The 21615-nt window shown below is 63.4% G+C and carries 22 protein-coding genes; 13 read left to right on the plus strand and 9 right to left on the minus strand.

Annotated features, from left to right (window positions below; translation table 11 throughout):
• Positions 1-135: 135 nt before the first annotated feature.
• The gene (locus NEI07_RS08330) at positions 136-465 is read left to right on the plus strand and encodes a hypothetical protein (protein WP_256033965.1); all 330 of its coding nucleotides are present in this window, start codon (positions 136-138) and stop codon (positions 463-465) included.
• 36 nt (positions 466-501) lie between these two features.
• Positions 502-1482, plus strand: coding sequence for a lipoyl synthase (gene lipA / locus NEI07_RS08335; protein WP_256033966.1), 981 nt, complete (start codon positions 502-504; stop codon positions 1480-1482).
• 224 nt (positions 1483-1706) lie between these two features.
• Here lipA and NEI07_RS08340 read toward each other — a convergent pair whose 3' ends face one another.
• Entirely contained in the window at positions 1707-2201 is a 495-nt protein-coding gene (locus tag NEI07_RS08340) for a hypothetical protein (protein ID WP_256033968.1), read from the minus strand.
• Between the two features lie 130 nt (positions 2202-2331).
• Between NEI07_RS08340 and NEI07_RS08345 the strand changes: the two genes are divergently transcribed.
• A complete protein-coding gene (locus NEI07_RS08345) occupies positions 2332-2802 on the plus strand; it encodes a type II toxin-antitoxin system RatA family toxin (RefSeq protein WP_256033969.1) in 471 nt (156 codons plus the stop codon).
• Here the strand turns inward: NEI07_RS08345 and NEI07_RS08350 are convergent.
• From NEI07_RS08350 to NEI07_RS08360, 3 genes are all read right to left on the minus strand, one after another.
• Positions 2787-3293, minus strand: a complete 507-nt coding sequence (locus NEI07_RS08350) for a CinA family protein (RefSeq protein WP_256033970.1) — start codon at positions 3291-3293, stop codon at positions 2787-2789. The two genes, NEI07_RS08345 and NEI07_RS08350, sit on opposite strands and share 16 nt — an antisense overlap.
• A 191-nt stretch (positions 3294-3484) precedes the next feature.
• On the minus strand, positions 3485-3910 hold the full coding sequence (gene arfB / locus NEI07_RS08355; RefSeq protein WP_256033971.1) for an alternative ribosome rescue aminoacyl-tRNA hydrolase ArfB: 426 nt from the start codon (positions 3908-3910) through the stop codon (positions 3485-3487).
• 290 nt (positions 3911-4200) lie between these two features.
• A complete protein-coding gene (locus NEI07_RS08360) occupies positions 4201-5409 on the minus strand; it encodes a bifunctional 2-C-methyl-D-erythritol 4-phosphate cytidylyltransferase/2-C-methyl-D-erythritol 2,4-cyclodiphosphate synthase (protein ID WP_256033972.1) in 1209 nt (402 codons plus the stop codon).
• A 100-nt stretch (positions 5410-5509) separates the two neighbouring features.
• On the opposite strand from NEI07_RS08360, the gene dusB reads away from it, so the two are divergent.
• The 7 genes from dusB to hflX all read left to right on the plus strand — a co-directional run bounded on the left by dusB (position 5510) and on the right by hflX (position 14793).
• Positions 5510-6547, plus strand: a complete 1038-nt coding sequence (gene dusB / locus NEI07_RS08365; protein WP_256033973.1) for a tRNA dihydrouridine synthase DusB — start codon at positions 5510-5512, stop codon at positions 6545-6547.
• Positions 6544-7716, plus strand: a complete 1173-nt coding sequence (locus tag NEI07_RS08370; RefSeq protein ID WP_256033974.1) for a two-component system sensor histidine kinase NtrB — start codon at positions 6544-6546, stop codon at positions 7714-7716. Before dusB ends, NEI07_RS08370 begins: the two co-directional genes overlap by 4 nt.
• Positions 7717-7744: 28 nt before the next feature.
• Positions 7745-9220, plus strand: a complete 1476-nt coding sequence (gene ntrC, locus NEI07_RS08375; RefSeq protein ID WP_256033975.1) for a nitrogen regulation protein NR(I) — start codon at positions 7745-7747, stop codon at positions 9218-9220.
• Positions 9221-9275: 55 nt separating this feature from the next.
• A complete protein-coding gene (locus NEI07_RS08380) occupies positions 9276-11564 on the plus strand; it encodes a sensor histidine kinase NtrY-like (RefSeq protein WP_256033976.1) in 2289 nt (762 codons plus the stop codon).
• Positions 11564-12931 carry a nitrogen assimilation response regulator NtrX gene (gene ntrX / locus NEI07_RS08385; protein WP_256033977.1) on the plus strand — a complete coding sequence of 456 codons (1368 nt, stop codon included), beginning with the start codon at positions 11564-11566 and terminating at the stop codon, positions 12929-12931. Before NEI07_RS08380 ends, ntrX begins: the two co-directional genes overlap by 1 nt.
• Before the next feature lie 229 nt (positions 12932-13160).
• Complete coding sequence (gene hfq / locus NEI07_RS08390) at positions 13161-13424, plus strand: RNA chaperone Hfq (protein ID WP_256033978.1); 264 nt, start codon at positions 13161-13163, stop codon at positions 13422-13424.
• A 4-nt stretch (positions 13425-13428) separates the two neighbouring features.
• Entirely contained in the window at positions 13429-14793 is a 1365-nt protein-coding gene (gene hflX / locus NEI07_RS08395; protein ID WP_256033979.1) for a GTPase HflX, read from the plus strand.
• Between the two features lie 39 nt (positions 14794-14832).
• Here the strand turns inward: hflX and mazG are convergent, their stop codons facing one another.
• From mazG to NEI07_RS08415, 4 genes are all read right to left on the minus strand, one after another.
• Positions 14833-15654: a nucleoside triphosphate pyrophosphohydrolase gene (gene mazG, locus NEI07_RS08400; protein ID WP_256033980.1), complete on the minus strand. Its 822-nt coding sequence runs from the start codon at positions 15652-15654 to the stop codon at positions 14833-14835.
• Positions 15655-15725: 71 nt separating this feature from the next.
• Positions 15726-16391, minus strand: a complete 666-nt coding sequence (locus NEI07_RS08405; RefSeq protein ID WP_123176078.1) for a cold-shock protein — start codon at positions 16389-16391, stop codon at positions 15726-15728.
• Between the two features lie 514 nt (positions 16392-16905).
• The gene (locus tag NEI07_RS08410) at positions 16906-17700 is read right to left on the minus strand and encodes an MBL fold metallo-hydrolase (RefSeq protein WP_256033981.1); all 795 of its coding nucleotides are present in this window, start codon (positions 17698-17700) and stop codon (positions 16906-16908) included.
• Positions 17697-18488: a TatD family hydrolase gene (locus NEI07_RS08415; RefSeq protein WP_256033982.1), complete on the minus strand. Its 792-nt coding sequence runs from the start codon at positions 18486-18488 to the stop codon at positions 17697-17699. The genes NEI07_RS08410 and NEI07_RS08415 overlap by 4 nt, the downstream gene beginning before the upstream one ends.
• 266 nt (positions 18489-18754) lie before the next feature.
• Here NEI07_RS08415 and NEI07_RS08420 point away from each other — a divergent pair, with 266 nt between their 5' ends.
• The 3 genes from NEI07_RS08420 to NEI07_RS08430 all read left to right on the plus strand — a co-directional run bounded on the left by NEI07_RS08420 (position 18755) and on the right by NEI07_RS08430 (position 20607).
• Positions 18755-19021: a hypothetical protein gene (locus tag NEI07_RS08420; protein WP_123176085.1), complete on the plus strand. Its 267-nt coding sequence runs from the start codon at positions 18755-18757 to the stop codon at positions 19019-19021.
• Positions 19018-20163, plus strand: a complete 1146-nt coding sequence (locus tag NEI07_RS08425; protein ID WP_256033983.1) for a CapA family protein — start codon at positions 19018-19020, stop codon at positions 20161-20163. The genes NEI07_RS08420 and NEI07_RS08425 overlap by 4 nt, the downstream gene beginning before the upstream one ends.
• Before the next feature lie 75 nt (positions 20164-20238).
• Entirely contained in the window at positions 20239-20607 is a 369-nt protein-coding gene (locus tag NEI07_RS08430) for a VOC family protein (protein ID WP_256033984.1), read from the plus strand.
• 12 nt (positions 20608-20619) lie between these two features.
• Here the strand turns inward: NEI07_RS08430 and NEI07_RS08435 are convergent, their stop codons facing one another.
• Positions 20620-21426: a class I SAM-dependent methyltransferase gene (locus NEI07_RS08435; protein WP_256033985.1), complete on the minus strand. Its 807-nt coding sequence runs from the start codon at positions 21424-21426 to the stop codon at positions 20620-20622.
• Positions 21427-21615 lie beyond the last annotated feature (189 nt).

The following is a 21615-nucleotide window of genomic DNA, read 5'->3' on the forward strand; positions in this document are numbered from 1 at the left end:
TGCGCGAGTCGAGGAGCTGGCGCCCCGCTCGGGCGCATTCTTTCCAGCAGACGCCGGGAACAAAAACTCGTCAAACTCGTTATTGGGCCGTTAGCTCTAACTGCAACCTTTCCCTCATCCCGCCGGGAGGCCCTCATGGACGCGTTGCTCTCCGCCGCAGCCGCGATCGTTGGCGCGCCCAACGCGCAGTTCCTCGCCCTTCTCATCATCGGCGGGCTTATCGGCTGGAGCGCGACAAAGCTCTGGCATGTTCTGCACGTCGACGTTCGAGCAGGGGCGCTGGTGCTCGCGGCGGTCACGGGGGCATGGCTGACGGCCGAGCTCGCCGTTCGCGCCGGAGTGGGGCAGCGCTGCGCAGACGCGGTCTTGATCGCCGGCGCGATCGGCGCGGCGCTGTTTTGCGTCGCGTGCCGGGCGCTGCCTCACGCCGATAGATCTCCCGAGGACATTGCCGTCCGCCATTGATATGCCTAGCTTGGTGAGAGAGGAGACTCTCCACTCTTGACCGTGCTTGATCTCTTGAACGACGACCCCCGCAAAAAACGGGGGGAGCCGCCTCTGCGTCATCCTGAAAAGGCGGGCCGGCCCGACGCGCCCATTCTGCGCAAGCCGCCATGGATCCGCGTCAAGGCGCCCGGTTCAAAGGCCTGGGCGGAAACCAGCGGGCTTTTGAAGGACTCCGGGCTCGCGACCGTGTGCCAGGAAGCGTCCTGTCCCAACATCGGCGAATGCTGGGAGAAAAAGCACGCCACCTTCATGATCATGGGCGAGATCTGCACGCGCGCCTGCGCGTTCTGCAATGTCGCCACGGGCCTGCCGACGCCGCTCGACCCGACCGAGCCGGGCAGGGTCGCCAAAGCCACGCGCGCTCTCGGCCTGTCGCATGTCGTCGTGACGTCCGTCGATCGCGACGATCTCGATGACGGCGGCGCCGGCCATTTCGCCGAGACCATCGCCGCCATCCGGTCGGCCTGTCCCGAAACGACGATCGAGGTGCTCACGCCGGACTTTCTCAGGAAGCCTGGCGCGCTGGAGCGCGTAGTGGCGGCGGGCCCGGACGTCTTCAATCACAATCTCGAGACCGTGCCGTCGCTCTATGTCACCGTGCGGCCGGGCGCGCGCTATTTCCACTCGCTGCGATTGCTTCAGCGCGCCAAGGAGCTGAACCCCTCGCTTTTCACCAAATCCGGAATCATGGTCGGGCTCGGCGAGAGCCGTCTCGAAGTGATGCAGGTGATGGACGACATGCGCTCGGCGGACATCGATTTCATCACCATCGGCCAGTATCTACAGCCGACGCGCAAGCACCATGCGATCGAGCGCTTCGTGACGCCGGAGGAATTCGACTCCTATAAGACGCTCGCCTATGCGAAGGGCTTCCTCTACGTCGCCGCCTCGCCGCTCACCCGCTCGTCGCATCATGCCGGGGAGGATTTCGCGAAATTGCGCGCGGCGCGCCAGCGACGGCTCGCGGACCGGTAATCGAGCCGGGTGAACGAGGGACATGCGGAAGGAACATGTGGGCGCGGCTTAGGCCCCCACCCCAGCCCTCCCCCGCTTCGCGGGAGAGGGAGTCGAATTGGGCGCTTCATCAGGATTTCGCTAATGCCGATCGTTAGCGTCCCTCTCCCGCGAAGCGGGGGAGGGACAGGGAGGGGGCTCGACCTCCCCCGATTTTGCAATTTCCCCCGAAAAGCGGAGGTAGATTAAGCGCCAAGCGCGGTGGAGATTTCCGCCAGCGTGGCGCGTTCGGCGTCAGTGACCTTCACCCCGCCAAAGCCCAGAAATCCGCCCTCGACGCCCGCTTCCGCCACCAGATTGGCGATATGGTTGAGCCAATCCTTAAACGCCTTCGACTCATTGGGCGCCTTTGAATCGAGGATGGAGGCGGTGCGGCGCAACTCGCCGAGCGCCCGATCTTTGAATTCGTCCACCTTGGCCCCGTCGACCACGCCCTTCACCCCTTCGCGGGCGGCTGTGCGTCCGTCGGGCGTGAGAAGGTCGGCGACCACTGCCTTGATCAGCGCGTCGGCGTTCGGATCGGATCTTGCGACGGCCAAAGCCTTGGCGCTCGCGAAACCCTCCTGCAAGGTGCCGATAAAGCCGCTCGGATCGCCGGCGCTTACGGCGAAGCCGGCCAGCAGCGGCGATTCCAGCAGTTTTTTCCATTCTTCAGCTGTGAAATCAGATTTATTCGCCATTATTCCCTCCGTAGAATATCTCAGGAGCCAGCGAGAACTCGTCGATAGAACTGCGACGTGACGCAATTGTTCCAGCCGCGTGAATGCGGCGACTTTTGCCGCTCTCGTCAATGAACTAGAAGCTTGGCTCATGAAGAGTTTTCGCAACCGTCGCTACGTGCCGCACAGCGCAGGAGAAATGTTTGCGCTGGTGCGCGACGTGGAATCCTATCCGCAATTCGTTCCCCTCTGCGAGGCTGTTCGCATCCGCCGACGGTCGGAGATCTCGCCTGGGGTCGAGGTGTCGCTGATCGAGATGCAGGTCGGCTTCAAAGCGATCTGCGAGCGCTATGTGAGCCGCGTCTGCTGCGACTCCAACAAACTAGACATCAGGGTCGAATGCGCCGAGGGACCGTTTCGAAAGCTCGACAATCGCTGGACATTCCGCGACGAGCCGGCGGCGAGCGGCGGCGCGCACCGGTCGATGGTCGATTTCTTCATCGCCTATGAATTCAAGAGCCCGGCGCTTGGCTTTGTGATGGGCGCAATGTTTGATCGCGCGTTCCACAAATATGCGGACGCCTTCGCCGCACGCGCCGACCAAGTTTACGGCCGCCGCTGAGCCGCGTCGACGGCGTCGATCATCATGTCCAAGGCTTGCGTGACCGAGGCGGCGCGGATCTCGGCGCGCGACTGCGGTCCATAGCGCCGCTCGACATGATTGACGGCGCCGTCGCGCCGGGCGCAGGCGAAATGAACGAGCCCCACTGGCTTTTCAGGCGAGCCGCCGCCGGGTCCGGCGACGCCCGTCACCGCGACGGCGACATCGGCCAGCGAGTGATCAATGGCGCCCAGCGCCATGGCGCGCGCGACCTCGGCGCTGACCGCGCCATGCGCCTTGAGCATTGCGTCCGCGACGCCCAGCATGTCGCATTTCGCAGCGTTGGAATAGGTGACGAAGCCGCGATCGAAAACATCCGAAGCGCCGGCAATATCCGTCAGCGCCGCGGCGACGAGCCCGCCGGTGCAGGATTCGGCCGTCGTAAGACGAAGGCCCTTGGCGCGGGCGCTATCAACCAGGTTATTCGCTTTTACGTATGTCGTATCTGCCATTACGTATCTCGTAAATATGCATGACGTATTTCATAACAGAGTTCGGTTGAACCCTCCGGCTGTCATTCCCGACGCGCAACGCGCGATCGGGAATCCAGAGCAAGACCAGCATTCCTAGATAGGCTCTGGATTCCCGGTCAGGCCTTCGGCCTGCCGGGAATGACACGGCCCAACCAAACGGATCAGCCGGATCATAACTCATGCGTCGGCTTGCCGCGCAGCGCCTTCACGTCGCCGCGCTGCTTCTTGCCGTCGAGACGCCTCAGCTTCGAGCCAAGCGTCGGCCGGGTCTTCTTTCGCGGCGGGGGCGGCGGAGCCGCCGCGATGCGGATGAGGTCGATGAGGCGATCGAGCGCATCCGCCCGGTTGCGCTCCTGCGTGCGATGGCGGCGCGCTTCGATGAGGATGACGCCGTCCTTCGTCAGACGCCTGCCGGCGAGGCGCGCCAGCCGCGCCTTCACGTCATCGGCGAGGCTGGGCGAATTGCGGATGTCGAAGCGCAGCCGCACGGCGGTTTCGACCTTCTGCACATTCTGGCCGCCGGGTCCCGACGCGCGCGCAAATTCCTCCACGATTTCCCATTCGTGGAGCGCGATTCTATCGGTCACGCGGATCATGGCGGGCCTCGGCTTTGCAAAGCGGGTTTATAGCAGAGCGCGGGGGCCAAGCGTCCATTGGCGACCGCGAGCAGTTCCTGCTTTGCCTTCCCAGCGCCGTGTCATTCCCGGCGGGCCGAGGCCTGACCGGGAATCCAGACCAATAATGAGGATGTTTGGTTTCGCATCTGGATTCCCGATCGCGCGCGAGCGCGCGTCGGGAATGACAATCCGATTCGTAAGCGACACTGGATAGCTTCGGTCCGGCTCGTAGTGACGCGACTGGAGCAGATGCAGGTTCGCTCAGTCCCTCACGGCAGCCGCACCGTGGCGATCGCCAGCGCCGCCATGCCTTCCTGCCGGCCGGTAAATCCCAGCCGCTCGGTCGTCGTCGCCTTGATCGCGACGCGGCCGAGGTCGACGCCCATCGTCGCCGCGAGGCTTTCGCGAATCCGCTCCCGGTGGGGGCCGATCTTCGGCGCTTCGCAAATGATGGTGGCGTCGACATTGGCGATGGCGCCGCCGCGCGCCCGGACGAGTTCGCAGGCGCGCGCCAGAAAGATCGACGACGCCGCGCCCTTCCACTGCGGATCGGACGGCGGAAAATGCGCGCCGATGTCGCCCTCGGCGATGGCGCCAAGAATGGCGTCGGTGATGGCGTGGGAGACAACATCGGCGTCCGAATGGCCGGCGAGGCCATGCGTATGCGGAATCGCGACGCCGCCAAGCCAGACGGAATCGCCTGGCCCGAAGGCGTGGACGTCATAGCCCTGACCCATGCGGATGTCGGGCAGATCGGCGAATGCGGGTTGCTTCAACTGCTCCATGGCGCGGGCGAAGTCCTGTTGCGTCGTGAGTTTGAAATTGGCGGCGTCGCCTTCAAAAATATGCACCTTCAGGCCGGCGGCTTCGGCGACCATGGCGTCGTCGGTATAGTCTCGTCCGCCGGCGGCCGCAGCGCGATGGGCTGTCAAGATGAGATCGAAGCGAAAGGACTGCGGCGTCTGCACGGCGCAGAGCCTCGCGCGGTCGGGCGTCGCAACGACGACGCCGGCGGCGTCGATCTCCTTGATCGTATCGGCAAGCGGCACGCCGGGGGCGGCGGCCCCATGAATCTCGGCGGCTTCAATCGCGCGGGCGATGAGCGCGGCGTCGGCGAAAGGACGCGCGGCGTCGTGAATCAGCACGATATCCGGCGCGCCCTCGGCCGCGAGCGCCTCTAGCCCGTTCCTGACGCTTTCCTGCCGGCTTGCGCCGCCGAAGGCCGGCGCAAGAAGCCGCGCCCGATCGGAAGCGGAAAGCTCCGCAATGCTCGCGGCATAATGGTCGAGGTCGTCTTTATGGATGACGACCTTGAGCGCGGCCTGAGGCATGGCCATATGCAGCCCATGCAGCGTTCGGCCGAGCAGCGTCATGCCGGCGATCGGTCGATATTGTTTTGGCGGGCCGTCGCCCGCCCGCGCGCCGCGGCCTCCGGCGACGACTAGGATGGCGATGGAAGGGGTGACGTGAGCGGCCATGGCCGCTCTCTGTCGGTTTTCGCCTACGCCGTCAAATGCCGACGGGCCGGAGAAATGCTATGTTGCAACTGCGAAGGGAACTGCTTATGATGTGGGCAAGATGGCTACTGCCAAAAAACTAGGCGTTGGCTTTGCCCCTTCGCCTCTGAGCATTGGCGGGATCGCGCTGACGGGTCGCGCGCTGCTCGCGCCGATGGCTGGCGTGACCGACCCGACCATGCGCCGCATCGCGTCGCGTCTGGGGGCGTCGGCGACGGTGAGCGAGATGGTGACGGCCGCCGGCGTCGCCCGCGGCGATCGCGAGACGGCGATGCGGCTGGAGTGCGCCGGCGACGGGCCGCGAGTCATTCAGATCGCCGCGCGCGAGCCGGCGGAAATGGCGGCCGCCGCGCGAAGCGCCGAATCCTCTGGAGCTGACTGGATCGACATCAACATGGGCTGTCCTTGCAAGCGTGTCACCGGAGGCCTCGCGGGCGCCGCGCTGATGCGCGATCTCGATCAAGCGTCGCGGCTGATCTCTGCAGCACGCGAGGCAATATGCGTGCCGCTGAGCGTCAAGATGCGGTTGGGCTGGGATGAAGCGACCCGAAACGTCGCCGAGCTGGCGCGCCGCGCGGAGGCCGAAGGCGCCGCAATGATCACCGTGCATGGGCGCACGCGCCAACAGTTTTATGCGGGCCGGGCCGACTGGCGGGCGATCGCGGCGGCGAAAGCGGCCGTCCGAATTCCGGTGGTCGCCAATGGCGATTGCGCCGGCGAAGACGACGCCGTGGAGATGCTCGAGCATTCCGGCGCCGACGGAGTCATGGTCGGACGGGCTGCCATGGGGCGGCCTTGGATCGTCGGCGATATCGCGCATTTTCTGCAGACCGGCGATCGGCGGCCGCCGCCGACGTTGGCGCAACGCGCCGACATCGCGCGCGAACACCTCGAAGGACTGCTGGCGTCGATGGGCGCGTCGGCCGGGCTGAGGCACGCGCGCAAACATCTCGCCGCTTATGCCGATCGTTTGGCGGGACATGCCGCAACCGACGCGCGTCGCGCGCTGGTTACGACAGACTCGCCTGACGAGGCGGCGCGGCTGATTAAGCTGATTTTTCTGGAGGCGCAGCCTGCAGAGCAGGGGATTGCGGCATGAGCGTTTCCGACCGCCCGCGACGCAACGGCGCGCATTGCGTCGGCTATGAGCCGCTCAAGATCATCAATGACGCCGGCCGATCATGCATGCTTGAGGCTCTGCCCAATGCGATCCTGACCATCGCGCGCGATGGCGTCATTGAGGACGCCAACGCCGCCGCGGAGGCCTTCTTTGAGCTCGGCAAGCCTCTGCTCATCGGACAGTCGCTCGATCGGCTGCTGCCGTTCGGATCGCCGCTCACCGCGCTCATCGAGCAGGTTCGCGAACGTGGCGCGACAATCAATGAATACAAGGTCGATCTCGGCCGGCCCGGCCAGGACGCCGACCGACGCGTCGACGTTCATTGCGCGCCGCTGCCCGAGGGCGATGGGCTCGTGCTTGTTATGCTGCAGGAGCGAACAATTGCCGATAAAATAGACAGGCAACTGACGCATCGCGGCGCTGTTCGCTCGGTTTCGGGGCTGGCCTCGATGCTGGCGCATGAAATCAAGAATCCGCTGTCCGGCATTCGTGGCGCCGCACAACTGCTCGAATCGGCGCTCGGCGATCAGGACCGCGCGCTGACGCGGCTGATTTGCGACGAGACCGACCGGATTGTGCGTCTTGTCGACCGGATGGAAGTTTTTTCCGACGCGCGTCCGTTGCAGCGCGAGCAGGTGAACATCCATTCGGTGCTGGATCACGTGAAGCGCGTCGCCCAGAGCGGATTCGCCCGCAACGTTCGCTTCGTCGAGAACTACGACCCATCGCTGCCGCCGGTTTACGCCAATCGCGATCAACTGGTGCAGGCCTTCCTCAATCTCGTGAAGAACGCGGCGGAAGCCGTCGGCGAAGCCGTCGATGGGGAGATCGAACTCTCGACCGCTTTCCGGCCTGGCGTCAGTCTGCGCGCGCTTGGCGAGAAAAGCCCGATCGGACTGCCGCTCGAATTTTGCGTGCGCGACAATGGCCCCGGCGTTCCGGAAGACATCGCCGCGCATCTCTTTGATCCCTTTGTGACGACCAAGTCGACAGGAACTGGCCTCGGACTTGCACTGGTTGCGAAGATCGTCAACGACCACGGCGGCATCGTGGAGTGCGAGTCCCTCCCGAGGCGCACGACCTTCCGGGTGCTGATGCCAATGTACAGGCCGAAACGGGCCGAGCAACGCGAGGAACGGCGTGCATGACATCTCGCAAAGGCGGGAGAACGAAGTAATGACGCGAGGAGAAATTCTGGTCGCTGACGACGACGCGTCCATACGCACGGTCGTCGCGCAGGCGCTTTCGCGTGCGGGCTATGAAGTGCGCACCACCGGCGCTGCCGCGACCTTGTGGCGATGGGTGCAGTCGGGCGAGGGCGATCTCGTCGTCACAGATGTCGTCATGCCCGACGAGAACGCTTTCGAGCTTCTACCGCGCATCAAGAAGCTGCGTCCCGAACTCCCGATCATCGTCATGAGCGCGCAAAACACGTTCATGACCGCTATTCGGGCGTCGGAGCGGGGCGCATACGACTATCTGCCCAAGCCTTTCGATCTCAAGGAGCTCGTCGGCATCGTCGGCCGCGCCATGGCCGAACCCCGCAAACGGCCCGAAGATGACCACCACGATGAGATCGAGGGAATGCCGCTCGTCGGCCGCTCCCCGGCGATGCAGGAAATCTATCGTTCGCTCGCGCGATTGATGCAGACCGACCTGACGGTGATGATCAATGGCGAGTCGGGAACCGGCAAGGAGCTCGTCGCCCGCGCCCTGCATGACTATGGAAAGCGAAAGAAGGGCCCCTTCGTCGCCGTCAATATGGCGGCGATTCCGCGCGATCTGATCGAAAGCGAACTCTTCGGCCATGAGAAGGGCGCCTTCACCGGCGCCAACCAGCGATCGGCCGGACGCTTCGAGCAGGCCGAGGGCGGCACGCTGTTTCTCGACGAGATCGGCGACATGCCGATGGAGGCGCAGACAAGGCTGCTGCGCGTGCTTCAGCAGGGCGAATATACGACGGTCGGCGGGCGCACGCCGATCAAGACCAATGTCCGGATCATCGCCGCCACCAACAAGGATCTGCGCATCCTCATCCAGCAGGGGCTGTTCCGCGAGGATCTTTACTTCCGCCTCAACGTCGTGCCGCTTCGGCTGCCGCCGCTGCGCGAGCGCGCCGAGGACATTCCCGATCTCGTGCATCACTTCTTCAAAGTGGCGGCGAGCGAAGGACTGCCGCAGAAATACATCGATCAGGCCGCGCTCGACCGGATGAAGAAATATCGCTGGCCGGGCAACATCCGCGAGCTCGAAAACCTCATCCGCAGGCTCGCCGCGCTGCACCCGCAGGAAGTCATTTCCGATCAGCTCGTCGAGGCCGAACTCGAACATGAGATTCGGCAGGCTGAACCGGGTGGCGACAAAGGCTCAGCCGCAGCCGCGCCGTCGCAAGAATTGTTTGACGGACAGACGCTTTCGAGCTCCGTCGAGCTTCATCTCGCCAAGCTCTTTCGCGACTATGGAGATCAGCTGCCGCCGCCAGGCCTCTATCACCGGATCATTCGCGAGATCGAAATCCCGCTTGTCTCCGCGGCGCTTGCGGCGACGCGCGGCAATCAGATCAAGGCGGCGGAATTGCTCGGACTGAACCGCAACACGCTACGCAAGAAGGTCAACGACCTCGACATCAGGTTGATGCGCTCACCGCGATAGCGACTCTTTTGGCCGTTCAATTGCAACCGGCGCGGGCGGAGCCTATACAGGCGCCATGGCCCTGACCGGAGACTCGGCTTCTCCGCCAAAGGCGAAAGGCAGAACGCCGTTTCGCAGCTGGTTCGGCCCGATCATCGTGATCGGGGCCGTCGGCTGTGCTTTGGCTACATTCCTGGTCGTGGCCGAATTCGGCGCGATATCGCCGACGGACGACCGCTTGTTGCCGTTGCTCATCGTCAACGGCGTCTTTGTCGCCGTTCTGCTCGCGATGGTGATCGTCAAGGCCTGGCGCCTCTACCGCGTCTGGCTGCGCGGCGAGGCGGCGGCGCGCCTTCACGTGCGCACGGTCGGCTTTTTCTCGGTCATTGCTTTGATCCCGGCGATTCTGCTTGCCGTAGCGGGGTCGCTGACGCTGGAGCGCGTGCTCAATCCCGCCTTCATGTCGAGCGTCAAGGTCTTCGTCCACAACACGGCGGAAGCCGCGGCCGTGTTCCGCGAGAGTCAATGCCGGGCGCTATTGCAGGAGGCGCAGCTCACGGCGTCGGATCTCGATCGCGCGAGCATCCTTTACAATTCCGACCGACCCTATTTTCATCAGATATTTCAGTCGCGGGCGTATTTCCTGGGCTTCTCCGTCGCGGCCCTGGTGAAATCCAACGGCGAAATTCTCGACCGCGTCGACGTGGCGCAGAACGCCGCCTCGATCATCATCGCCCCGCCACAATCCGAGTTCGACGACGCGCGGCGCGGGGAGCCGCTGTGCCTCGTTATCGATGACGGTAAGAGCTTCGTCGCTTTGCGCGCGCTCAACGCCTTTCAGGACACGTTCCTTTACGTCACCCGGCCCATCGACCCGATCGCGGTGGAATTTCCCAAACAGGCTCAAAGCCTGATCAGCAGCTACGACGCCTTCGATTCCTATCGCGCCGCCGTGCAGCGGGCCTTCGTGCTGATGTACGCCTTCCTGACGACGATCATGCTGCTGTCCTCCATCTGGTTCGGACTGGATTTCGCTGACCGGCTGGTGACGCCGATCCGGGACCTGATCGCCGCAACCGACGAGGTGTCGGCCGGCAATCTCGACGTTCGCGTCAACGTCGACAAACAGCATGGCGAATTGGCCCGCCTCGGCGACGTCTTCAACAATATGACGACCGAGCTCAATCTTCAGCAAAACCGGCTGATCGAGGCCAATCGGATCAATGACGAACGTCGCGAATTCACCGAGGCGGTGCTCTCCGGCGTGCCGGTCGCGGTTATGGGCGTGGACTCGGAAAGCGTCGTCACCATTCTCAACCGCTCAGCCGAGGAACTGTCGCTCGCAGACGCGACGGGGCAGGCGACCGTGGGCGCCTCGGTGGCGTCGGTCTTGCCGGAGATTGTCCCCATCCTGAAGGACGCGGCGGAAGTTTTTCCGCGCGCCGTTCAAAGCCAGATCATCATCAAGCGCGGCGTCGCCGAGCGCACCTTGAATGTGCGAGTCACCTCGGCGCGCGCCGATGCGGGACAACACAACTACGTGGTGACGCTCGACGATATCACCGACCTCGTGATGGCGCAGCGCACTTCGGCCTGGGCGGACGTCGCGCGGCGCATCGCTCACGAAATCAAGAATCCGCTAACGCCGATCCAGCTTTCGGCCGAAAGGCTGCGCCGCAAATACGGCAAGGTTATTCAGGAGGATCGAGACGTTTTCGACCAATGCACGGACACGATCGTGCGCCAGGTCGACGACATTAAGCGTATGGTCGACGAGTTTTCGTCCTTTGCGCGTATGCCGAAGGCGCGCCCGGCGCGAGACGATCTCAACGAATGCATTCGGCAGGTCGCGTTCCTCATGCGCGTCGGCAACGCCGATCTCGACATCGTCGAAGACTTGCCCGAAACGCCCGTCATCGCGCAGTTCGATCGTCGCTTGCTGTCGCAGGCGCTCACCAATATCGTGAAGAACGCCGTCGAAGGCGTCGCCGCACGCGAAGAAAAAGACGCTCTCGAAAAGGGACGAGTCGAAATCAAGTTGGATGTGCGCGATCGCATGGCGGAAATCGACGTGATCGATAATGGTAAGGGCTTCCCGGCGATGAACCGGCAGCGCTTGCTTGAGCCTTACATGACGACGCGATCGGACGGCACCGGACTGGGCCTGCCGATCGTCGCCAAGATCGTCGAGGATCACGGAGGCCGGCTGGAGCTGCTGGACGCGCCGTCGGGTCGGGGCGCCTGCGTCAGGCTCATCGTGCCTCTCGCCGCGGAGACGCCCTCGAAAGAGGAGCCACGCGCGGCGGACACACACGCGGAAAAAGCGCCGGCGCATGCAAGTGGGCCGGGACAGAGTGGGGTATAATGGCAAGCGATATTTTGATTGTCGACGATGAAGAGGACATCAGAGAGCTTGTCGCCGGAATTCTGAGCGACGAAGGGCACGGGGTCCGCACCGCCAAAGACTCCGACGAGGCGCTCGCGGCGATCGCAAGCCGGCGTCCGCATCTCGTTTTTCTCGACATCTGGCTGCAAGGGTCTCGGCTCGACGGCCTCCAGGTGCTCGAAACCGTGCAGAAGCAGCACAAGGGCTTGCCCGTCGTCATGATCTCGGGCCACGGCAATATCGAAACCGCGGTCAGCGCGATCAAGATCGGCGCATACGACTTTATTGAAAAGCCGTTCAAGGCGGATCGGCTGGTGCTCGTCGCCGAACGGGCGCTCGAGGCCTATCAGCTGCGGCGCGAACTTTCCGCGCTGCGCCAGCGGGCAGGAGCCTTCGACCGCATCGTCGGCGATTCCCCGGCGGCGCATCAGCTGCAGCAGCTCATTGGCCGCGTGGCCCCTGTGAATTCGCGCGTGCTGATCACCGGCGCGCCTGGGACAGGCAAAGAACTCGCCGCCCGCTGCATCCACGAGGCGTCGAGTCGCGCCGGCGGGCCGTTCGTCGTCATCAATTCGGCCACGATCACGCCGGAGAACATGGAAATCGAGCTGTTCGGCCGCGAAGGCGCCGACGGCGAACGCAAGATCGGCGCGCTCGAGGAGGCGCATGGCGGGACGCTGTTCCTCGACGAAATCGCCGACATGCCGAAGGATTCCCAGGCGAAAATCCTGCGCGTGCTGGTCGATCAGACGTTTCAGCGGGTCGGTGGATCGAACAAGGTCGAGGTCGACGTGCGCATCATCTCGTCCTCGGCGCGCGATCTCGCGTCGGCGATCGAAGAGGGAACGCTGCGCGAGGATCTCTTTCATCGCCTCGCGGTGGTGCCGATCCGGATTCCCTCGCTGGCGGAACGGCGCGAGGATATCCCGGCGCTCATCAACTATTTCATGGAGAATATGTCGCTCGCGTCCGGCATGCCGCGCCGACGGATTTCGGAAGACGCTCTCGCGGTCCTGCAGTTGCACGACTGGCCCGGCAACATCCGCCAGTTGAGAAATAATGTCGAGCGCTTGATGATCCTCACGTCTGGCGATTCCAGCGCGACGATCACGGCCGAAATGCTTCCGGCCGACGTCGGCGAACTCGTGCCGGCGACGCCGGCGGGCGTGCGCGGCGAGAAACTTATGAGTCTGCCGCTCAGAGAGGCGCGGGAAGTTTTCGAGCGCGAATACCTTGTCGCTCAGCTCAATCGCTTCTCCGGGAATATTTCCCGAACAGCGGAGTTCATCGGCATGGAGCGCTCGGCCTTACACCGAAAACTTAAGTCGCTGTCGGTAGAGTCATAGAAACATTAACTTAGCTGAGCTAGTTAAAGCGTTAAGTTATGTTGGCGGCAAGAGCTGGGGCAGGGTCAGAGCCAGCAGCTTTCCATGAATTGGCGACGGAAAGCGTTCGACTTGCGCCTTGCGCTTCGCCATTTGAAAGGTTCTAATGAACACGGCGGCGAAAAAAGAAGAACGATCCCCTGGGGGCGGCGTCATTCCGCTCGGCTCAAAAAACAGAACAGGACAGCCGATGTCGTCAGAGCGTTCGCAGAATCTGCAAGATACATTTTTGAATTTTGTCAGGAAGAATAAAGTCCCGCTCACGATCTTCCTCGTCAACGGCGTCAAGCTCCAGGGAATCGTCACCTGGTTCGATAATTTTTGCCTCTTGCTGCGGCGAGACGGGCATTCTCAGCTCGTCTACAAGCACGCCATCTCGACGATCATGCCCGGACACCCCATACAAATGTTTGAGCCGGGCGACGACGAGGGCCAGGCCGACAATAAGCGGTAGGCGATTGAAGGCTGACAGCGGAGCGGATAACGGGACGACGCCGAATGGCGCTGGCGCCCGCGCATTGGTCATTGGGCCTTATGTTACTCAAGGCGGCGCGGCGCGTGCGCGCGACACGGCGGCGCGTCTCATGGAGGCGGTGGGGCTCGCCGAGGCGATCGACCTCGATGTCGTCGGCCAACTGCCGATATCGCTGAACGAGGTTCGGCCGGCGACATATCTTGGGAAGGGCAAGGTCGAGGAGATCGGCGAACTCGTCAAGTCGAAGGACGCCGCGCTCGTGAGCATGGACTGCCAGCTCTCGCCCGTGCAGCAGCGTAATCTCGAAAGGGCGTGGGACGCCAAGGTCATCGACAGGACCGGGCTCATTCTCGAAATCTTCGGGGAGCGCGCCCGAACCAAGGAAGGCGCGCTGCAGGTGGAGCTGGCGCATCTGGCCTATCAGAAGTCGCGGCTCGTCCGCTCCTGGACCCACCTTGAACGCCAGCGCGGCGGCTTCGGCTTTCTTGGCGGCCCGGGCGAAACGCAGATCGAGACGGACCGGCGCCTGATCGAGGAGCGGATGCGGCGCATCGAGCACGATCTTGACAAGGTCAAGCGCACGCGCGCGCTGCATCGTAAGACGCGGCGCGACGTTCCCTATCCCGTGGTCGCGCTGGTCGGCTACACCAACGCCGGGAAATCCACGCTTTTCAACCGTCTGACCAAGGCCGAGGTGCTTGCGCAGGACATGCTGTTCGCGACCCTCGATCCAACGCTGCGCCAGATCAAACTGCCGCATGGCGCGCGCATCCTGCTCTCCGACACGGTGGGATTCATCTCCGACCTGCCCACCATGCTTGTCTCGGCCTTCCGGGCGACGCTCGAAGAAGTGACGCTCGCCGACGTGGTTCTCCATGTCCGCGACGTCGCGCACGAAGATTGGGAAGCGCAGGCGAAGGACGTCGAGGCGATCCTGAGCGAACTCGGTCTGAAAGGCGAAGCCGAAGGGCGGATTTTGGAAGTTTGGAACAAGATCGACGCGCTCGATCCGGATCGGCTATCGGCGCTTCAGCTCGCCGTGAGCGGGATCGAGCCACAACGCCGGCCGACGCTCGTATCCGCCTTGACCGGGCAGGGGCTCGATGAGTTGCTGGCAAGGATCGAGTCCACGCTGGCGGCGGGACGCGTTCGTTTTGAAATGAACCTCGACGTCGCGGACGGCGAGGGGCTCGCCTGGCTTCACGCCCATACCGAAGTGCTCGAACGCGAAGCGCTGCCGGAAGGCGGCGTCCATCTCGTCGTACGTATCGATCCTGAACGTTCTGAGGGCCTCGCGAGGCGCTTTCCGCAGGCCGAAATGATCCGCGAAGCCGGCGCGGGACGCTGACGGGCTGCGCCGTAACCTTCGAGACGTTCGAGAGAGCCGTCAGCCAGGTTTGCGCTCAGCGCCTTTCGCCTCGACCCACAGCGCTTCCATTTCGTCGAGAGACGCTGCTTCAAGCGAACGGCCCATGTCTGTGAGGCGGCGCTCGATGTGGTGAAACCGCCGCTCGAATTTCGTATTGGCGCCGCGAAGCGCCTGCTCGGGGTCGACCTTGGCATGGCGCGCAAGATTGGCGACGACGAACAAGAGATCGCCGATCTCCTCTTCAAGCGCCGGCGAAGCGTCGACGCCGGGACGCGCGAGTTCCGCGGCGACTTCCTCGGTTTCCTCTCGAATCTTGCTGAGAACGTGCTGTGCATCGTCCCAATCGAAGCCGACCTCGGATGCCTTTTGTTGCAACTTGAGGGCGCGGGTTAGGGCGGGCAGGGCGAGCGGCACGCCGTCGAGCAAACTGGCCGGCTGCAATCCCTGCTTGCCCGCCTTTTCGCGCGCTTTGATCGCGCTCCACTGCATGGTCACGCCGTCGGCGTCGAGAGACTGGACGTCGCCGAAAACGTGCGGGTGCCGGCGAACGAGCTTGTCGCAGATCGCATCGACGACGTCCTCGAAGGCGAAAGCGTCCTGCTCCTGCGCCATTCGGGCATGGAACACGACCTGCAAGAGGAGATCGCCTAACTCGTCTTTGAGATCGGTAAGATCGTTGCGCTCGATGGCGTCGGCGACTTCATAGGCTTCCTCGATCGTATAGGGCGCGATCGAGCGGAAATCCTGCTCGAGATCCCAGGGACAACCGCTGCCGGGCGTGCGCAGCGCCGCCATGATTTCGATCAGTCTGGCGACATCGCCGCACGGTCGGCCGGACATGAGGTCTCCCCAAAAGAAAAGCGCCGCGGCCCTCAAGGAGGATCGCGGCGCGCGGATCTACGGAGCGAGGCTCAATCCAGGATGATCGACAGCGCTTCTCTGCCTTTCGCCGTATCGACGACCTGCATAGTGACCGGCTGCCCCTCGGCGAGCCGGTTCACGCCGGATGGACCCAGAATCGAAATATGGACGAACACGTCCTTGCCGCCGTCGTTCGACTGCACGAAGCCGAAGCCCTTTGTCTCGTCGAACCATTTGACCTTGCCGGAGACCGGAACAGCGGTCGACGGATCGGGCGCCTGACGACGGGGCCGGGGGCTGTCAAAACCGCCTCCTGCGCGCGGCGGCGGCGGCGGCGCCCGCTCAGCGGCTCCTGCCAAGTCGACTTCGAGAATGCGCGCCACTTGCTGGCCCTTCACCGAGCTCGTGACTTGCACCTGCAACTTCGCGCCGGGCGGCAGCGTGTCGTAACCCGCCGCCTGAACGGCGCCGATATGGAGGAAGGCGTCGCCAGTGCCATTGGCGAGCTCTACGAAGCCGAAGCCCTTGTCCGTCTTAAACCACTTCACGATGGCGTCGACTGCTGGCTCATTCGACATCGGAGGCGGCGCATCTGGAAATCCGCCGCCAAAGGGTGATCGCGGCGCCCGGCTCGTTCGCGGCGAATCATAGCTATACGGGGCGTCGTCATCAAATCCGCGCTTGCGGGGGCCCCGAAAATCTCTACCTTTGCTCATGTCTACCTGCTCGTCTCCGCCAAAAACGGCAAGACCGCTATGCCAACCTTGTGCGCCCAACCGCTCCAGTTGACGCGTCTCAAAAAACGCGCCCGCCCGGAAACGACGATGATGTGCCTCTTGAATGCCATATAGTCCCGCGCAGCGAGCCTTTTACCAGAGTTTCGCCCCGGAAGGCCAGAGAATTCCGTGGGGTGATCCAAAAATCCAAACAGTCGCCATAGTTTGACAGCTGACGTCCAATTCCTGCGTGGGCGGGAATGTTTGCGTTTGCAGGAGTTTAGACGAGCCGCACGGGCGGATTATGACGCGCCATGCGCTGCGCCCGCGCCGCATTGCCAACATAAAGCGTCATCCGAGGAGCCGGGGCTGCGTTCCGTCCGTCAGAACATTGGCGCGAAATCTCAGGTGAGCGAAAGGCGACAGCGGACGGCGACCGCCGGGATCCTGCATCCATGATTCGCATAATCCATATTATGGAACTAAAAGATGCTGTCTGGCGATGCGCGCGACGTCAGACTTCGAGCGCCATTCCGTCAAATGCCGGCGTGACATTTTCCGGCAGCGTCGCGGCCAGCGCGTCGTAATCCAAATCAACATGCAGATCCGTCAGGACGGCGCGTTTGGGCCTGAAATGCGCGATGAAGTCCAGCGCCTGACTGACGGATAGATGCGTGCCGTGCCGCTGATGGCGCAGCGCGTCGATGATCCAAAGATCCAGCCCTTCGAGATATTGCGCGCTCTCAGGCGGAATGGCGTGAAGATCCGGCGTATAGGCCATATTGTCGAAGCGAAAGCCGAGCGCGTCCATGTCGCCATGGTCCAGGCGAAACGGCGTCGCGACGATCGCGCCGCCGGGTCCGTCGACCGTCTCGGCGCGCCCCAGATGCAGCCGATGTTCGGTCATCAGCGGCGGATAAAAGCTGCCCGGCGGCGTCTTGAAGATGTAGTCGAACTTCGTGGCGAAGGCCCGCGACGTCGGCTCGTCCATATAGGCCGGGATTCGCCGTCCGCTCAGAATGACCAAGCCGCGCACATCGTCGACGCCATGCGTGTGGTCGGCGTGGGGATGGGTATAGAAGACCGCGTCGAGCCGCTTGACGTCAGCGTCGATGAGCTGCTCGCGCAGATCGGGCCCTGTGTCCACGAGCACTTGCGTCGCTGACTCGGCAGGGCCGCGCGCGACGAGAATCGAGCAGCGCCGACGCCGATTTTTCGGATTGTCCGGATCGCACTTTCCCCAGCCCTGCCCGACTCGCGGCACGCCGCCGGACGAACCGCACCCAAGGATCCTGATTCTCAGGCTCACGCGGCGGCGTCCAGAGACGGCATTTTGGAAAACAGCCGCAGCGCGTTTTCGGTCGTGGCGATTGCAAGTTCGGCGGCGCTGATTCCCTTGATCTCGGCGAGCACGCGCGCGGTGTCGACGACGAAGGCCGGCTCATTGCGCTTGCCGCGATGAGGCGCGGGCGCAAGGAAGGGCGCGTCGGTTTCGACCAGCATGCGCTCCAGCGGCACGTCGCGGGCGATCTCGCGCAGATATTCGGCGTTCTTGAAGGTCACGACCCCGGAAAAGGAAATATAGAGGCCGAGCTGCAGCGCCGTTTCGGCGAGCGCGCGGCCGCTGGTGAAGCAATGGAGCAGGGCGGGGAAAGCCCCCTTCCCCATTTCGTCCTTCAGAATGGCGGCGCAGTCGTCGTCGGCGTCGCGTGTATGAATGACGAGCGGCAGGCCGGTTTCGCGGGCGGCTCGGACGTGAATGCGGAAGATGCGCTGCGCCACCTCGCGCGGCGCATGATCATAGTGATAATCGAGGCCTGCTTCGCCCAATCCGACACATTTTGGATGCCGCGACAGACTCACCAGCGCCTCGACGGTCGGCTCGGCCTCTTCGTGCGAATGGTGCGGATGCGTTCCCACCGTGCAAAAGACCTCCGGATAGGCTTCAGCAACCGCCTTCACACGCTCGAAGCGAGGGAGATGCGTCGAGATCGTGATCATTCTGCCGACGCCGCGCGCCTTTGCGCGGGCGATCGTCTCCGCGAGCTCTGGCGCGAAATCGGGAAAGTCGAGGTGACAATGGGTATCGATGAGCATCAGACTCTGTCTGGAAAGAGCAACATGGCATGGCCTGGGCGCGCTCGTCCTCGGCGCTGCCGGGGACTCGACGACGTGCTTGGGCCAACGCGGCAATATCGCTCGGGTGGCGGAAACACAAATTTTAGCCTCGGGCTCCTTCGCGGCAAAGATGCGCGGCGCTATATTTTGTTGGCTATGCAACTCGCCTTTCGCATCGCCGGCGTCGTTCGATACCGTCACGGATCAAGCTCGGGCGGGACGTTCCAAACGCGAGGAGCGAAAACTTGACGCAATCTTCCGCGCCGGACGGCGACGGCCGTCCGCTGGCGACGATCAAGGACGTGACGGACGTCCTCGGCGACATCGACGACGCGACGCTGTCGGCGATCATGGACCTGCGGCCGACGATCGCTGACGTCGAGGAGGCGGCAATGTGGATGTCCGGCGATCAGGACGTCTTCGGCGCGGGCGCGCCGCTCAAGGACGTGGCCGGAGAAATCGTCTCACTTGTCGCCGGCGACGACGAAGAGAATTTTCCGCCTACCATATGAGCGTCGCTGCGCCGCCGCCACGCGATGGGGCGTCGGCCGTCCGGCTTTTCCTGTGCGGGGACGTGATGATCGGCCGCGGCGTCGATCAGATCCTGCCGTCGCCCTGCCCGCCGAAGCTCTATGAGGAATATGTTTCCTCCGCCGAAGACTATGTTCGTTTGGCCGAAGCGGCGTCAGGGCCGATTCCGCGGTCCGTCGATTATTCCTATGTCTGGGGCGAGGCGCTCGCCGAGCTTCGCGCCCAGGCGCCTGACGCCCGCATCGTCAATCTCGAAACGAGCGTGACGCGCAGCGAAACAGCCGAACCTAAGGCGATTAATTATCGCGTCAGCCCGCAGAACGCGGAATGTCTTCGCGTCGCCGGCATCGACTGCTGCGCGCTCGCGAACAATCATGTGCTCGATTGGGGACGGCCTGGCCTCTTTCAAACGCTCGACACGCTTGAGCGTCTGGGCGTCGCTTTCGCCGGCGCCGGACGCACGATCGACGAAGCGCAGCGGCCGGCGATCCTGGACCTTCCGCGAAAGGGACGGCTCGTCGTCCTGTCCTTCGCCCTGCCCGACAGCGGAACGCCGTTGGAATGGGCGGCGACGCCGTCATCGCCCGGCGTCAATCTTCTGCGCGACCTTTCTCCCGCCTGCGTTGATTTCGCCTGCGATCTGGCGCGGCGCGCGGCGCAGAGCGGAGATATTCTGGTGATTTCGATCCACTGGGGCTCGAATTGGGGCTATGGCGTATCGACGGCCCAAAGACAATTCGCGCATCGGCTGATCGAAGACGCCGGCGCTTCCGTCATCCACGGACATTCGTCACATCACGCGAAGGGAGTCGAGGTCCATCGCAACCGCTTGGTTCTTTACGGCTGCGGCGACTTCCTGAACGACTATGAGGGCATCAGTGGCTACGAAAGCTTTCGCGGCGATTTATCCCTGATGTATTTCGCAGATATCGATACGAACGGCGATTTCGCGCAACTTCGACTGGTTCCGCTGCATATGCGGCGCTTGCGCCTTGAAAGGGCGTCGACCGCCGACGCCCAATGGCTTGCGCAAACGCTCGATCGCGAAAGCGCGCCATTCGGCGTTCGCGTCCGGCGCCAACCAGATGGCGCGCTGTCAGCCTCCTGGTCCGGCGGCGATTGAGCGCCGCGACGCTCGTGACGGGGAGGCCACGACTCCCCATCTGAAATTCGTCAGCACAAAGGCGGAGCTTGATCGATGGCCATCGTTCTCAATCACACCATCGTGCCGGCGCGCGACAATGAGGCCGCGGCGCGCTGGTTCGCACGGATTTTCGGTCTGCGCTACGACGGCGCCAAGGGCCATTTCGCGCCGGTGAAGGTCAACAGCGAGCTCACCCTGCTGTTCGACAAAGATGAGGGCTTCGAGTCCAGCCATTACGCCTTCCACGTTAGCGACAAAGAATTTGACGAAATCTTCGGGCGCGTGAAGGACGAAGGCGTCGCCTTTGGCAGCGCGCCGGGTCGATTCACGGACGGCCAGCTCAACGACTGGAACGGCGGCCGAGGCGTCTATTTCAAAAGCCCCGACGGCCATGTGCTCGAGCTGATGACCATGCCCCAGTAGCGGGCGCCGTCCTTACGCCGCCCTGGCCTCAAAGAAAATCGCCTGCATCGGCAGGCGCATGGGGTTCGCGCCGAGTTCTTGCGTGAGCCGCTCGGCCAGGGCCTCGACAAGCGATTCCGGACGCACGCCGCCGCGCGCGCGGAGCTGTTCGAAGAGCGGACTGCCGAAGACGAATCCTCTCGCAAAATCCATCGGGTCCCGCACATCCTTGACGCGCGGCCTTACGGAAATGGCGATGTCCGTGAAGCCGGCGTCGATCAGCGATTCTTTGATGGGATCGACCTCGGCGCAGGAAAAAGCAAGAAACAGCGGTTGATCGCCGGGAAAAAATCGTTCGATCACCTCGAGCCCCAGGCGAGGGAAAGGATTGTAGCGTGGCGCATCCCAGACGCTGAAGAGATATCGGCCGCCCGGCCGCAGAGTCCGTCGCGCCTCACGATGCGCGCGATCCTTGTCGGGAAAGAACATCAGTCCGAACTGGCAGACGATCGCGTCGAAGGCGCCGTCGCCAAAAGGCAGGGCCGTCGCGTCAGCCGAACGGAAGATCACTTGCTCGGTAGCGCCGAACTTCGTCTTCGCCACTTCGAGCATCGGCTCATTGAGGTCGGTTGCGATTAGCTTCGCTTGTGGATCGAGAGAGTCGCGCAGCGTGCGCGTGACGATTCCCGTGCCTGCCGCGATTTCGAGCACGTCAATGGGAGCGCTCGCGGCTGTCCGATCGGCGATATCGGCGGCGTAATCCTCAAAGATCACCGGGCCGAGGCTGCGGTCGTAAAAAAAGGGAATGTCGCCGACAAAGCGCGCTGTGTCGCTGGTCACGGCGACATTCCTTCCAATGAGCAGAGACAGGCGCCTGCCGCGCGACCCGCCCCCGCTCTGAGCTGAAACAGGGGTGGGTCACGGGCAACTGCGCTTTACTGCGCAGGCTGCTCAGCAGGCTCCTCGACCGGAGCCGCGGGCTTCGGCTTGGGTTTAGCCTTGGGCTTGGGCTTCAACTTCGGCTTGACC

It is taken from the genome of Methylocystis suflitae, from assembly GCF_024448135.1.
GTDB classification, from domain to species: Bacteria; Pseudomonadota; Alphaproteobacteria; order Rhizobiales; family Beijerinckiaceae; genus Methylocystis; species Methylocystis suflitae.